General features: G+C 59.6%; 14 protein-coding genes and 1 pseudogene. 10 read left to right on the top strand and 5 right to left on the bottom strand.

The features are described 5' to 3' along the window. Positions 1-13: 13 nt before the first annotated feature. Positions 14-880 (top strand): ABC transporter permease, encoded by an 867-nt coding sequence (locus CUN63_RS11615; protein ID WP_033058673.1) that lies wholly within the window; start codon positions 14-16, stop codon positions 878-880. A 63-nt stretch (positions 881-943) separates the two neighbouring features. On the opposite strand, the gene CUN63_RS11610 is transcribed toward CUN63_RS11615, so the two are convergent. After that, complete coding sequence (locus CUN63_RS11610) at positions 944-1,255, bottom strand: hypothetical protein (protein WP_129439541.1); 312 nt, start codon at positions 1,253-1,255, stop codon at positions 944-946. Positions 1,256-1,309: 54 nt separating this feature from the next. After that, positions 1,310-1,390: pseudogene (locus CUN63_RS32730) on the bottom strand (phage tail protein); the annotation flags it as partial. 158 nt (positions 1,391-1,548) lie between these two features. Here CUN63_RS32730 and CUN63_RS11600 point away from each other — a divergent pair. Continuing rightward, positions 1,549-3,120, top strand: a complete 1,572-nt coding sequence (locus CUN63_RS11600; RefSeq protein ID WP_129439539.1) for a glycosyltransferase family 39 protein — start codon at positions 1,549-1,551, stop codon at positions 3,118-3,120. A 192-nt stretch (positions 3,121-3,312) separates the two neighbouring features. Here the strand turns inward: CUN63_RS11600 and CUN63_RS11595 are convergent, their stop codons facing one another. The 3 genes from CUN63_RS11595 to CUN63_RS11585 all read right to left on the bottom strand — a co-directional run bounded on the left by CUN63_RS11595 (position 3,313) and on the right by CUN63_RS11585 (position 5,398). Then, positions 3,313-3,696, bottom strand: a complete 384-nt coding sequence (locus CUN63_RS11595; protein WP_129439537.1) for a DUF6124 family protein — start codon at positions 3,694-3,696, stop codon at positions 3,313-3,315. 410 nt (positions 3,697-4,106) lie between these two features. Further along, positions 4,107-4,865 (bottom strand): slipin family protein, encoded by a 759-nt coding sequence (locus CUN63_RS11590; RefSeq protein ID WP_129439535.1) that lies wholly within the window; start codon positions 4,863-4,865, stop codon positions 4,107-4,109. Positions 4,866-4,867: 2 nt separating this feature from the next. Then, positions 4,868-5,398, bottom strand: a complete 531-nt coding sequence (locus CUN63_RS11585) for an NfeD family protein (RefSeq protein WP_129439533.1) — start codon at positions 5,396-5,398, stop codon at positions 4,868-4,870. A gap of 198 nt (positions 5,399-5,596) precedes the next feature. On the opposite strand from CUN63_RS11585, the gene CUN63_RS11580 reads away from it, so the two are divergent. The 8 genes from CUN63_RS11580 to CUN63_RS11545 all read left to right on the top strand — a co-directional run bounded on the left by CUN63_RS11580 (position 5,597) and on the right by CUN63_RS11545 (position 13,199). Then, positions 5,597-6,058 carry an aminoacyl-tRNA deacylase gene (locus tag CUN63_RS11580; RefSeq protein WP_123369093.1) on the top strand — a complete coding sequence of 154 codons (462 nt, stop codon included), beginning with the start codon at positions 5,597-5,599 and terminating at the stop codon, positions 6,056-6,058. Positions 6,059-6,212: 154 nt separating this feature from the next. Then, positions 6,213-6,458, top strand: coding sequence for a DUF2789 domain-containing protein (locus tag CUN63_RS11575; protein ID WP_095127695.1), 246 nt, complete (start codon positions 6,213-6,215; stop codon positions 6,456-6,458). A 101-nt stretch (positions 6,459-6,559) separates the two neighbouring features. Beyond that, positions 6,560-8,035 (top strand): Fic family protein, encoded by a 1,476-nt coding sequence (locus CUN63_RS11570; protein WP_129439530.1) that lies wholly within the window; start codon positions 6,560-6,562, stop codon positions 8,033-8,035. 131 nt (positions 8,036-8,166) lie between these two features. Next, positions 8,167-8,595, top strand: a complete 429-nt coding sequence (locus CUN63_RS11565) for a MarR family winged helix-turn-helix transcriptional regulator (RefSeq protein WP_129439527.1) — start codon at positions 8,167-8,169, stop codon at positions 8,593-8,595. After that, positions 8,592-10,664 carry an FUSC family protein gene (locus tag CUN63_RS11560; RefSeq protein ID WP_129439525.1) on the top strand — a complete coding sequence of 691 codons (2,073 nt, stop codon included), beginning with the start codon at positions 8,592-8,594 and terminating at the stop codon, positions 10,662-10,664. Before CUN63_RS11565 ends, CUN63_RS11560 begins: the two co-directional genes overlap by 4 nt. Beyond that, on the top strand, positions 10,661-10,870 hold the full coding sequence (locus CUN63_RS11555) for a DUF1656 domain-containing protein (RefSeq protein ID WP_033058629.1): 210 nt from the start codon (positions 10,661-10,663) through the stop codon (positions 10,868-10,870). Before CUN63_RS11560 ends, CUN63_RS11555 begins: the two co-directional genes overlap by 4 nt. Beyond that, positions 10,867-11,754: an HlyD family secretion protein gene (locus CUN63_RS11550; protein WP_129439523.1), complete on the top strand. Its 888-nt coding sequence runs from the start codon at positions 10,867-10,869 to the stop codon at positions 11,752-11,754. The genes CUN63_RS11555 and CUN63_RS11550 overlap by 4 nt, the downstream gene beginning before the upstream one ends. Then, positions 11,751-13,199 (top strand): efflux transporter outer membrane subunit, encoded by a 1,449-nt coding sequence (locus CUN63_RS11545; protein ID WP_129439521.1) that lies wholly within the window; start codon positions 11,751-11,753, stop codon positions 13,197-13,199. Before CUN63_RS11550 ends, CUN63_RS11545 begins: the two co-directional genes overlap by 4 nt. The last annotated feature ends 7 nt before the right edge of the window (positions 13,200-13,206 follow it).

The following is a 13,206-nucleotide window of genomic DNA, read 5'->3' as shown; positions in this document are numbered from 1 at the left end:
AGAGGAGTGCCCGATGAGCCTTTTATCATCCCCGCGTGAAGAGTTTGAAACGGTGTTACAGCCGCTGACGAGCGTGCCGCTGGAGCGTGAATTACCGCTCGGTCAGCGCCTGTGGCAACAAGGCTGGTTACGCAAAAGCCTGATCCTGATTTTGCTCGCGGTCCTGTGGGAGGTGGTTGCCCGCGTTCAGAACAACGACCTGCTGCTGCCGAGCTTTCTGCAAACCGGGAGCGCGCTGTATGACGGCTTGCTCAGTGGCGAGTTGCTGGGCAAGGTGTGGATTTCGCTGGTGGTGCTGCTCAAGGGGTACTTGATCGGCATTGTGCTGGCGTTTGCCCTGACCACTTTGGCGGTGTCGACGCAGTTCGGTCGCGATCTATTGAGTACGTTGACCTCGATGTTCAACCCGCTGCCGGCGATTGCGCTGTTGCCGTTGGCGCTGCTGTGGTTCGGCCTGGGGCAGAACAGCCTGATTTTCGTATTGGTGCATTCGGTGCTCTGGGCCTTGGCGTTGAACACTTATGCCGGGTTCCTCGGTGTCTCGGAAACCCTGCGCATGGCCGGGCGCAATTACGGCCTCAAAGGCATGCGCTTCGTGCTGTTCATTCTGATTCCGGCAGCACTGCCATCGATTCTTGCGGGGCTGAAAATCGGCTGGGCTTTTGCCTGGCGCACATTGATCGCCGCTGAATTGGTGTTCGGTGCCACCAGTGGCAAGGGTGGCTTGGGCTGGTACATCTTCCAGAACCGCAATGAGCTGTACACCGACAAGGTGTTTGCCGGATTGGCGGTGGTGATCCTGATCGGCTTGCTGGTGGAAAACCTGGTGTTCAGCACGTTGGAGCGGGTCACGGTAAAGCGTTGGGGGATGCAGCGGTAAGATTTGCGGTGTTTGATCTGGCCCCTTCGCGAGCAGGCTCGCTCCCACATTGGAATTTCGTGTTCAATTGAACGCGATGTAAAAGTACCCCACGCCGGGGTCACGTCCCATGGCCGGCACTCGGGAGACAAAGATGGCTTGCACCTGACCCAACTCCGGCAACGCCAATGCGCACAACCCATCGACAAACTCTGTGGGGTTCAGGCTGTTGAACTCGACGCTGAACGGCATGCGCTCGCTCTTGGGCATCCGCGAGCGGGGCGTTTCTTCAAGGCTGTCGATGTGGATCGGCAATTCACTTCCATCCGGCAGTCGCAGGGTCCCTGTCTTGCTCAGCAGCGCCTGAAAGTGTTGGCTTTGAACCTGTTGCAGCATGGCGTCACTCCAAAATTGAAAGTGGCCGGGGGATTTGAACCCCCCGGCGGCTGCTCAGTTGCGCGAAGGGAGCAGCCCATTCAGGGCGATGCTGAAGTTGAGCACCAGGAAGGGGTTCATCGTTTCCATGGGCATCTCCGTGGTCAAGTCACGCCATGCAAGAGCGTAGACCCGGATCCGCATGGCCGCCGAATGTCGTTGGTCGCAAAGCCAGCATCGACGACGGCGCTGTGGCTGTCCTACAGTGATGGCAAGCTTCAAGGTTTTTTCACCGGCAGACTCGAGGGGAGGCAATGGAGGCGCGCAGAGAAACGCCGCTTGACGGCACCCAAGGCCCCCACGCGGCACCCGGCACCTGGGCGAGTGTTCAACGCTTGCTTCGATGGGTGCGCGAGCATTGGCTGCTGCCGATCCTGGCATTGGCCGCGCTGGTGCGTTTTTATGACCTGACCGCGGCGGCGGTCTGGGGCGATGAAGGTTCCAGTCTGCTGCTGAGCCAGTATTCGCTGGCCGGGATCTGGGTGCATGCTGCCCATGATGTGCATCCGCCGCTGTATTTCATGCTGCTGCATGGCTGGATCGAGCTGTTCGGCAATGGCATTTTTTCGATTCGAAGCCTGAGCGCGCTACCGGGGATTGCCACCGTGGCGCTTGGCGTCTGGCTGGTGGACTTGCTCGCCACTCGCCGCGCCGCGTTGTTGGCCGGCGTCCTGTTGGCGCTGCTGCCTACCGCCGTGCGTTACAGCCAGGAAGTGCGCATGTATTCGTTGCTGGGGCTGTGGCTGATCGGTGCCACGATTGCCCTGGTTTACTGGATCAAACACCCCGGGCGTAGGCGCTATCTGGTGATTTACGCACTGCTGATGAGCGCGGCGTTCTACACCCATTACTTCACGGCCCTGTGCGTGCTGTGTCACTGGCTGTATCTGGGGCTGCTCCGCGTACAGCCTGGCTATCGCTTGCGGCATATCCAGCAGCCCGGCTGGTGGTGGGCGAACGTGGCGATTGTGTTGGTGTACTTGCCGTGGGTGCCCAGCCTGATAGATCTGATGCAGCACATGGACCAACTCAAAGCCAATGGCGATGTAGGGTGGGAGACACCGGTCACCTTCGCCTCGTTACCTTCGATGATCTGGTCGTTCCTGACCCAGGACGATGGCGAGACCCTGGCCACACCGCTTTTCATGACGTTGCCCTTGGCGGTGCTGGCCTTGGTGTGTGTGGCGCTGGCGCGGGATCGCAGTGTCATTCGTGGCAGCGCGTTACTGGTGATCTACACCGTTTTGCCGTTGTTGCTGGTGTTTTCGGTGTCGTTCATCTCGCCGGTGTTCATCGAGCGTTACCTCACCGCGTATGCCCTCGGCCTGCCGATGATTGCCGCACTGGCCATTGACCGCGTGTACGCGGTCTTTCGGGTGGTGGCCCTGACGGTGCTGGTGTTGTTTGTCAGCGTCGAACTGGTAGGCCTGAACAACAACGCCACGGTCGATACCAACGATCAAATCAGCGTCATGGTGGACTACGTGAACCAGCACTTCGTTGCCGGTGACCGGATCGTCACCAGCGACATGCTCTGGTACCTCAGTTATGTCTATTACAACCGCACTGACGCCAAACCGCTGCTGTACACCCCGCCGTTGGCCAATGGCGCTTCGAGCCGGCCGAATGCCTATGGTTTCGGCACGCTGGTGACTCAGGATATTTACCTCGATAGCCTCAGTAATTTGCCCAAAGGCACCGGCCGGGTGTGGTTGATCGGCACCGTCGATTTGCCGAACGAATTCGCGCCGTTGCCCGCAGGCTGGCAGAGCGTTGGCGTAACGCAGGCGGGAGGCGCCAACGCACGCTTGTTCGTGTTGAAGTGAGTCTGTAACAAAAAACGCGTTTTCCAGAAGTCGTGTATCGACGGCACTGACGCCATCGCGAGCAAGCTCCACACACATTGGATCTCAGTCGTACACATAGGTTGTGTTCACCGACGATCAACTGTGGGAGCGAGCTTGCTCCGGGCGGCGTTCCGACGATGGCGGCGGTCAATTCACCACAAATCTATTCGGCTAAACCTTGACCCGAGCCTGCATGATCTCCGACTCCTCCCAATGATCCAGCGCTCGCTCTACGAGCAACTGCACGCCATCGGCCATGCGGCTGAGCGCCAAGGCTACCGAGCGCCGCGTCCCGTCCACATCGTCTGCCAGATTGGCAGCGATGGCGCTGATGGACAGCAGGTCTTCGGAAGCGTTGGCCAGAAGGGATTCGGTGTTGACATCGGGGGCGACGGTGAAGAGGTTACCTTTGCGGTGCCTGGGCGGTTTTTCGGTGGTCGGGGGGAAGTAGTGGGCGAAGGCGCGGTCGGCGGCTTCTTTGAGTTTTTCGTCTTCGAAGGATTCTTCGGACGGGGTGCCAGAGTTGTCTGGCGGATTTGGAGATACCTTGAACATATAAAATTCCCTAAACAGTAATTTGGAGCCGTCACCGTTCGTTTGCACGCGAATTGGGTGGCGGCCGTGCGCAGGTGTGCAAGACCGGGACTGTTTAGGACACCCAGCAGATCCGAGGATCTCCTGCGCGCAGCCGCCATAAAGCATGAGCCATGGCAATTGCGCCCTAAACAGTTTCGTCGGACTTGCACGTCCGTGTCACCGTTTATTCAGTGACAAAGCCAGACTAGACCTGGGCTTGGGCCGGAACAAGTTCACCAACACCACTACAACTTGAAGGAAATCTCCGACGCGGTTACCAGACGTTGGTGTCTATGGGGAAGGTCAAAAGATCGCAGCCTTCGGCAGCTCCTACATGGGCGCGGCGTACACCTGTAGGAGCTGCCGAAGGCTGCGATCTTTTGGGGCCATCAAGGTTTGGACGACAAATCCGCCATCCCCTTGAGCAACTCGATCGGCAGCGGAAAGACAATGGTCGAGCTCTTGTCCCCGGCAATCGAACTCAACGTCTGCATATACCGCAGCTGCATGGCCCCAGGCTGGCGCCCGAGCATTTCGGCGGCCTGCATGAGTTTTTCCGAGGCCTGCAATTCGCCTTCGGCGTGGATCACCTTGGCCCGGCGTTCCCGTTCGGCTTCGGCCTGTTTGGCGATGGCGCGGATCATCGATTCGTTAAGGTCTACGTGCTTGATCTCGACGTTGGCGACCTTGATGCCCCAGGCGTCGGTCTGGGCGTCGAGCACTTGCTGGATGTCGATGTTCAACCGCTCACGCTCGGCCAGCAGTTCATCGAGCTCATGTTTACCGAGCACCGCGCGCAACGTGGTTTGAGCCAGTTGGCTGGTGGCCATGAGAAAGTCTTCAACCTGAATAATCGCTTTCTGCGGATCGAGGACGCGGAAATACAGCACCGCGTTGACCTTGACCGAAACGTTGTCGCGGGTGATCACGTCTTGTGGCGGCACGTCGAGGACCACGGTACGCAAGTCGACGCGAACCATTTGCTGCACCACTGGAATCAGCAGGATCAGGCCGGGGCCTTTGACCTGCCAGAAGCGCCCGAGCTGGAAGACCACTCCGCGCTCGTATTCGCGCAGGATGCGGAAGGTCGACCCCGCCAGTGCAATCACCAGTAACAGCAGCGCGGCAAAACCCAGTTGCAGGCCCATGGTTATTCTCCACCCGGCGCCGCGTCAGCCGCGGCCACTTCCAGCAATAATCCCTTGCGTGCCACCACCCGGACCCTTTGCCCGGGTTGCAGCGGCGTGGCGCTGAGCACTTGCCACTTTTCTCCTTGCAGGTGCACCCAACCGTTGTAGGCATTGCCGGCCAGCGACATCACCGGAGCCACGCTACCCACCAGTCCTGCATCGCCACTGACGTTTTCGCGCGGTCGGGTTTTCAGTGCGTGGATCAGCAGGAAAATCAGCAACAGGGCACTGATCAGTCCCAGGCCGATCATCAACGGAACCGGCACCTCGGTGTTGCTCAGAATCACCGCACCGATCACGAACATCACAATGCCGCCCAGACCGATCACGCCGTAATTGGGCAAGGCCGCCTCGGCGATCAGAAACGCGATGCCGAACGTGATCAGCCAGATCCCGATGGGGTTTGGCACCAGCAGGACGACGGTGTCCGCCGCGAATACCGATCCGCTCAAGGCCAACAGCAGCGCAACTGCACAACAACGAGTGTTCACGTGACCCTCCGGGAGAGTCATAGATGGTTCTTTATACAGTCTAGCTGAGCTCTTGATTGTACGAATTTTGATCAGTTGTTGACGTTGTTCCGGCGGGCAGATTTCCCGCGCGATGGCGCCAGCGGGCCTAGACTTTTAGTGGAGAGAAAAAGTTTAACCATCGTCCGCGAAACGTTATTGCGGACTCCGAGGTGCATCATGCGTATGGCAAGAACTGTGCAGGACAGCCTCAATAAGGCTCACTGCGAATTTGACGTCGTCACCCATCCGCACTCGGCCAGCAGCCTTGAAACAGCTCGGGTCGCGGGCATTCCTGCCGAACGGGTGGCCAAATCGGTGATCCTCGACGACCACCACGGTCATTTCCTGATGGCTGTGCTGCCGGCGAGCCGTCACCTGGACCTGAGCAAAGTACGCGGCAGCGGCGAATGGCAGATCACCCGGGAAAGCACCCTGGCGCATCTGTTCCAGGATTGCGAACGCGGCGCGGTGCCTGCGTTGGGCGAATCCTATGGCATGGACATGGTCATCGACCCACTGCTGACCCGGCAAAAAGACATCTACCTGGAGGCTGGTAACCACAACAACCTGGTGCACATGAGCGTGCCGGAATACCTGAAAATGGTGCCGCATGCTGAAGTGTGTGAGTTGAGTCAGTAGTTTTTGCGGCGTCAGTGATGACGCCTTCGCGAGCAAGTCGGATCGCCGCACCGCCGCTCCCACATGGAAACGCGGTCAACTGTGGGAGCGGGCTTGCTCGCGAATGGCCGCGCCGCGGTCACCGATCCCATACGCGATGACGAAGGAGCCCGACATGGAATCCCCAACCCACAGCCTCCCCAACCTGTTCAAACAACTCGGCCTGCCCGATGACGCCGAAAGCATCGATAAATTCATCGCCACCCATTCACCGCTTAAACCCGAATTGCACCTGGCGGATGCGTTCTTCTGGAGCGAGAGCCAAGCGCAGTTTTTGCGCGACGACATTCTGGATGACGCCGATTGGGCGGAGGTGGTGGATCAGTTGGATGTGCTGTTGCGGAAGGGGCGGGGGGTGTAAAAAAATCTGAAAGAAAATGGCGAAATGTAAAAAAAACTGGTGAGCGGTAAAAAAATCTGGGCTTTAATCGCCCAAGTAAATTTTTTCTGTGGACGCTCGCCATGCCTGTTGTTGGATACGCCTATCTCCGTGATGCGCTGAGCCTTAAGGCTTTCGCACCCAAACGCGCGGCGATGATCAAGCCAGTCACTCGAATCACATTGATCGGTGATTGCTTGGCCGTTCCCCAGTCAGTCGCACCTGCTCAAGGCTCGATGCTTGAGCATATTCTCTTTGCCCTCAAGCACGAAGGCGTCAACCTCTGCATCCTTGCTCAGGCGCTTGAAGCTGTTTCTGCTGAGCAACTGCTGGATGAGTTGGCCAAATCCCCGAATGGCGTGTTCATCCGCAAAGCCTGCTTCTTGTGGGAGAGCTTCACCGGGCAACAACTTGAGTATTCGATGCCGGTTCGGGGCAGTGTTGTTCCACTATTTGATCCCAAGCGCTATGTAACTGGGCCAGCCCTGCGCAATAGCCGTTGGCGCGTCGATTTTAACGGCTTGGGTTCTATGCGCTACTGCGCCACCGTAAAGCGAACTCCTGAACTCGAAGCCTTGCTCAGTCTCGACATTCTCGGCCGAGCTAAAGCCTTTATGGCGACATTGCCGCCCGAAATGATGGACCGCGCCATCAACTGGGCTTACCTGCACGAAACCCGCGATTCCTTCGCCATCGAAAAAGAAGAACCCAGCGAAGAAAAGTCTCGCCGCTTTGTTCAATTGCTGCGCCAGGCCCATGAAGGGCGCGAGTTGAGTGAAGACTATCTGGTCGAACTGCAGAACAGCACGGTTTCCAACCCTTTCGACAAAGCTGTCCTGTTTCGCCACGAACAGAATCATCTGCATAACGGTTTGCGTGGCGCCGCTGGTGTCAGCTATGTCCCGCCCGCACCGGACCTGTGTCGTGAACTGATGGAAGAGTTGATGAACTTCGCCAATCAGTCTTCAAGGCAAGTCGACCCACTGGTGGCTGCTGCTGTGACTGCTTTTGGATTCGTCTTCGTTCATCCGTTCATGGATGGCAATGGTCGACTTTCACGTTTCTTGATTCATCAGACCCTTTGCCATTCCGGTGCCTTGGAAAATGGTTTGCTGCTGCCCGTCTCCGTGGCCATGAAACACGAAGAGGCGAACTACCTGGAAGCGCTGAAGGACTTCTCAAAACCTGCTCGTGATTTTTGGAATGTCACTTGGCTGGACGCTGACCAGATGGTTTTCGAGTTCATCGGCCACCCGTCCATTTATCGCTTCTGGGACGCCACCCGTTGCGTCGAATTCACATTGCAGATGGCGCGACGCGCGCTGGAAATCGAATTGCGTGAGGAAACTGAGTTTCTGGACCGTTACGACCGTGTGATCAAAGCGGTGAATGAGCGTTTCGATGTTCGCGGCAGCGATTTGTCGAAGCTGGTGATGATGTGTCTGGACAACGACGGCAAGGTCTCGAAGCACCGACGCAAGCAATTTCAGTACAGCGTGCCGGAAGAGGTTTTAGATTTTATTGAGGGAGAAGCAGGAAGATTGTTGAGTGATGTCTAAGGGGCAAGCATTCGTTGGATAATTGAATTGTTTCAAAACTTGACCAGCTTTCCCATCAAATGCCATATTGATAGTTAGCAAACTAACAGTGTGTGTTTCCCCTCGTGCCGAAGAACCTCGACGCTCTCCAGATGAACATCAGCAGCTCCATGGTGGTGGCCGCCAGGCATTGGCGCAGGATCTGCCAGACCACGCTGGTCAACTATGGAATCTCCGAAGCCTGCGCCGTTCCGTTGTTGATGATCGGGCGTTTGGGCGAGGGTGTGCGGCAGGTGACGGTGGCGCAGGCGGCCGGGATGGAGAGCCCGTCCCTGGTGCGCCTGCTGGATCAGTTGTGTCATGCCGGCTACGTCTGCCGTACCGAAGACGCCCATGACCGGCGCGCCAAATGCCTGAGCCTGACCGAGACGGGTCGTGAGTTGGTGCAAGCCGTCGAAATCGAGCTGGTGCGTTTGCGCCATGAAGTGCTCGAAGGGATCGATCAGCGTGATCTGGAAGCGGCGTTGCGGGTGCTGAGGGCTTTTGAATCGGCCAATCATCTGCCGGTGCTCAACCCTTGAACGGATTTTTTACCGGCATGCCCCCGGCGCGGGACTGGTTCTACGGTGTGCGAACGTTCGCGGCATCGATGATCGCGTTGTACATCGCCATGCTCATGCAAATGCCCCGGCCTTATTGGGCGATGGCCACGGTCTACATCGTTTCCAGTCCGTTTCTTGGCCCTACCAGTTCCAAGGCGTTGTACCGCGCTGTCGGCACCCTTCTCGGTGCCGCCGCCGCGGTTTTTTTCGTGCCGATGTTTGTCCAGAGCCCTTATGTGCTGGTGGTGGTCATCGCGCTGTGGACCGGGACTCTGCTGTTCCTCTCCCTGCACCTGCGCACCGCCAATAATTACGCGCTGATGCTCGCCGGGTACACCTTGCCGCTGATCGCTCTGCCGGTGGTGAATAACCCGTTGGGGGTGTGGGACGTGGCCGAAGCGCGGACGGAAGAAATCTTCCTCGGTATCGCGGTGGCGGCGGTGGTCGGCGCCATGTTTTGGCCTCGGCGGCTGGCGCCGGTGTTCAACGATTCGGTGAACAAATGGTTCGCCGATGCCTCGACTTACAGCCTGCGTTTCCTCAGCCGCAACGTGCAACCGGACGAAGTTAGCGCCCTGCGCTCGGCGATGGTGGCGACGTTCAACAGTCTGGAATTGATGATCGGACAGCTCCCCCACGAAGGCGCGCGGCCGCAAACGGTGCGCAACACCAAGGAACTGCGCGGTCGCATGATTCACCTGCTGCCAGTGATTGACGCCCTCGACGACGCGCTTTATGCCCTTGAGCGGCGCACGCCCGAGCTTGTGGATAAGTTCGCGCCGCTGCTGGCAGCGACCACTGAATGGCTCGGCCACAACGATGCCGACCTCGCCCGCTGGCAGACGCTGAAAGACCAACTCGAAGCCCTGCAACCGTCCGCCGAAGCGTTGGATGATCGCAAGCAGCTGCTGTTCTCAAACGCCCTGTATCGCCTCGGCGAGTGGATCGATGTGTGGCAAGACTGTCGCAGCCTGCAGTACGCCATCCAGTGCGAAAGCCAGGACAGTTGGCGCGCGGTTTATCGGCACTGGCGGCTTGGTCGGCTGTCGCCATTTCTCGACCGTGGGCTGATGCTCTATTCGGCGGCGTCCACCGTCACCGCCATCATCGTCGCTTCAGTGCTGTGGATTCTGCTCGGCTGGACCGACGGCGGCGCCGCGGTGATTCTGGCGGCGGTGGCGTGCAGCTTTTTCGCTTCGATGGACGACCCGGCACCGCAGATCTTCCGATTCTTTTTCTGGACGGCGATGTCGGTGTTGTTCGCCAGTCTTTATCTGTTTCTGGTCCTGCCCAACCTGCATGACTTCCCGATGCTGGTACTGGCGTTTGCCGTGCCGTTCATTTGCATAGGCACCCTGACGGTCAAACCGCAGTTCTATCTGGGCATGCTGCTGACCCTCGTCAACACCTCGTCCTTTATCAGTATTCAGGGCGCCTACGACGCGGATTTCCTCAGCTTCGCCAACTCCAACCTGGCCGGCCCCGTGGGCTTGCTGTTCGCCTTCGTCTGGACCCTGATCGCCCGGCCGTTCGGCGCCGAACTGGCGGCCAAGCGCCTGACCCGTTTCAGCTGGCGCGACATTGTCAGCCTGACCGAGCCGGCGACGTTGTCTGAGCACCGGCACTTGGGTGTGCAGATGCTCGATCGCCTGATGCAGCATTTGCCGCGCCTGGCCATGACCGGCCAGGACACGGGCATCGCCCTGCGGGAAGTGCGCGTGGCGCTGAACCTGCTGGATTTGCTCGCCTATACACCGCGAGTCCTCGGCGTACCGCAAGCGCTGCTGCGCCAGGTGGTGGCCGAGGTCGGTGAGTATTTCAAAGCCTGCCTCAAGGCTGGCGAACGGTTGCCGGCGCCGAGTCCGTTGCTGATGACCCTGGATCGCACCCGCCGTGCACTCAACACGGAGTGCGATGAAGGTGCGCGTCTGCATTTGCTGCACGCCTTGAGCGGCCTGCGCCTGTCGCTGCTGCCAGGGGTGGAATTCGTCGGCGCCGGCGAGCTCGAAGAACCGCTGCCCCATGGCATCGATGGAGCGCCTTTATGATCGGTGATCTGGATATCAGCGGGGTGTTTCTGCCCACGCTGCTGGTGCTGATGGGCATTACGTACGTGTTGTTCCTGCTGGTGCACGGGTTGCTGACGCGTCTGCACTTTTACCGTCTGGTCTGGCACCGGGCATTGTTTAACGTGGCTCTCTACGCTGTGCTGCTCGGCGCCGTGGACTCACTCAGTCGATACCTGATGACATGAAAAAACCTTTTTTGACCATCGGTCGCGTAGTGCTGACCCTGCTGATCGTGACCTTCGCCGTTGTCGTGGTCTGGCGCATGGTGATGTATTACATGTTCGCGCCCTGGACCCGGGACGGCCACATCCGTGCCGACATCGTGCAGATCGCGCCGGACGTGTCCGGGCTGATCCAGCGAGTCGACGTGCGTGACAACCAATTAGTCAAACGTGGCCAAGTGCTGTTCAGCATTGATCAGGACCGTTTCAAACTGGCCCTGCGTCAGGCCAAGGCGGCGGTCGCCGACCGTCAGGAAACCCTGGCGCAGGCGCAACGCGAAGCCAAGCGTAACCGCGGCCTCGGCAATTTGGTGCCGGGTGAGCAACTGGAAGAGAGCCAGTCCCGGGTGGCCCGCGCCGAAGTGGCGTTGATGGAAGCCCAAGTGGCGGTGGACAGCGCCCAGCTCAACCTCGACCGCTCGACCATTCGCAGCCCGGTGGACGGCTACGTCAACGACCGTGCACCGCGCAACCAGGAATTCGTCACCGCCGGGCGTCCGGTGTTGTCGGTGGTGGACAGCAATTCATTCCACATCGACGGTTATTTTGAAGAAACCAAACTGGACGGCATTCATGTCGGCCAGAGCGTCGATATTCGGGTGATCGGCGACCGTGCTCGCCTGCGCGGACACGTGGAAAGCATCGTCGCCGGCATCGAAGACCGCGACCGCAGCAGCGGCAGCAACTTGCTGCCCAACGTCAACCCGGCGTTCAGTTGGGTGCGGCTGGCGCAGCGGATTCCGGTGCGGATCGCCTTCGACGACGTGCCGGCGGATTTCCGCATGATCGCCGGTCGCACGGCGACGGTTTCTATTATGGATGACCACCAGCAGGAGCCCGCGAAATGAGCAGGGCCTCGGGTTTGGCTATCGCCGGGTTAGGCCTGTTGCTGTCGGCCTGCCAGGTGGTCGGGCCGGATTATCACTTGCCGGACGAGGCCGCCGTACACCGTGAAGACTTGCAGGGCAACTTGGCGGTGAACGGCAAAAATGTCGTTTCGGCACCGGTGCCCAGCGATTGGTGGCGCTTGTATCAAGATCCGCGCCTCGATCAATTGGTCGAGCAGGCTATGGCCTCCAATACCGATTTGCGCGTGGCGGCGGCGAACCTTTCCCGGGCGCGCGCGCAGGTCGATGAAGCTCAAGCCGCAGGTGGCTGGAGCGGCGGGGTGAAGATGGGCGCCCAGCGATTGCAGGAGTCCGGCGAAGCGTTCTTGCTACCGGAGAAAGTGCCGGTGGCCAACGTCGGCGACATTGGCATCACCACCTCGTATCAGTTCGACCTGTTTGGCACGTTGCAGCGCGGCATCGAATCGGCCAAGGCCAATGCCGATGCGACTCAAGCCGCGGCCGATACAGCGCGGATTACCTTGGTGGCTGATGTGGTTCGGGCCTACACCCAAGTCTGCGCGGCCAATGAAGAGCAGGAAATCGCCCAGCATTCCCTCGACCTGCAAGCCCAGAGCACCACGCTGATCCAGCGCTTGCGCGACGCCGGGCGCGGTGATGAAACCCAGGTCACCCGCTCGCAAACCCAATTCAAATCCCTGCGCGCCGACATGCCGCGTTATGAGGCGGCGCGTCAGGCCGGGTTGTTCCGGTTGTCGATGCTGTTGGCCAAACCTGTGGATCAACTGCCGGCCGGTACCGACCGCTGCGCCGAACTGCCAAAAATTGCGCAATTGTTGCCGGTGGGTGACGGCGCGACGTTGCTCAAGCGCCGTCCCGATGTGCGGCAGGCCGAGCGACGACTGGCTGCCGCGACCGCCGGCATCGGCATCGCCACCGGCGAGTTGTACCCGGACATCAGCATCGGCGCGACCGTCGGTACCGTCGGCATCCTGGAAAATCTCGGCAAACCGGCGACCAATCGCTGGGGTTTCGGGCCGTTGCTGACCTGGACCGTGCCGTCCAACGGCTCCCGGGCACGAATCCGCGAGGCCGAAGCCGCCACCCAAGGCGCGCTGGCACATTTCGATGGCGTGGTGCTCAACGCCATCCGCGAAACCCAAACCGGCCTGGCGCAGTACTCCGCGTTGCTGCAACGTCGCGACGCGCTGGCTGACGCCGAGCAATCGGCGCAACTGGCGGCAGATCAGACCCACCGCTTCTTCCAGGCTGGCCGCGCATCGTTCCTGGCGGACTTGCAAGCGACCCGCACCTACACCGACGTGCGGGCGCAACTGGCTTCCGCCAGCACGCAGGTTGCCATGAGCCAGATCGATTTGTTCCTGGCATTGGGTGGCGGTTGGGAAAGCGGACGAACGCAAGGCATGAACTCCGGCAAACCCTGAGGCCGTT

It is taken from the genome of Pseudomonas sp. ACM7, assembly GCF_004136015.1.
Classification (GTDB): domain Bacteria; phylum Pseudomonadota; class Gammaproteobacteria; order Pseudomonadales; family Pseudomonadaceae; genus Aquipseudomonas; species Aquipseudomonas frigoris.
Note: the sequence above shows the minus strand (reverse complement) of the source record. Positions and strands in the feature narration are given on the sequence as shown.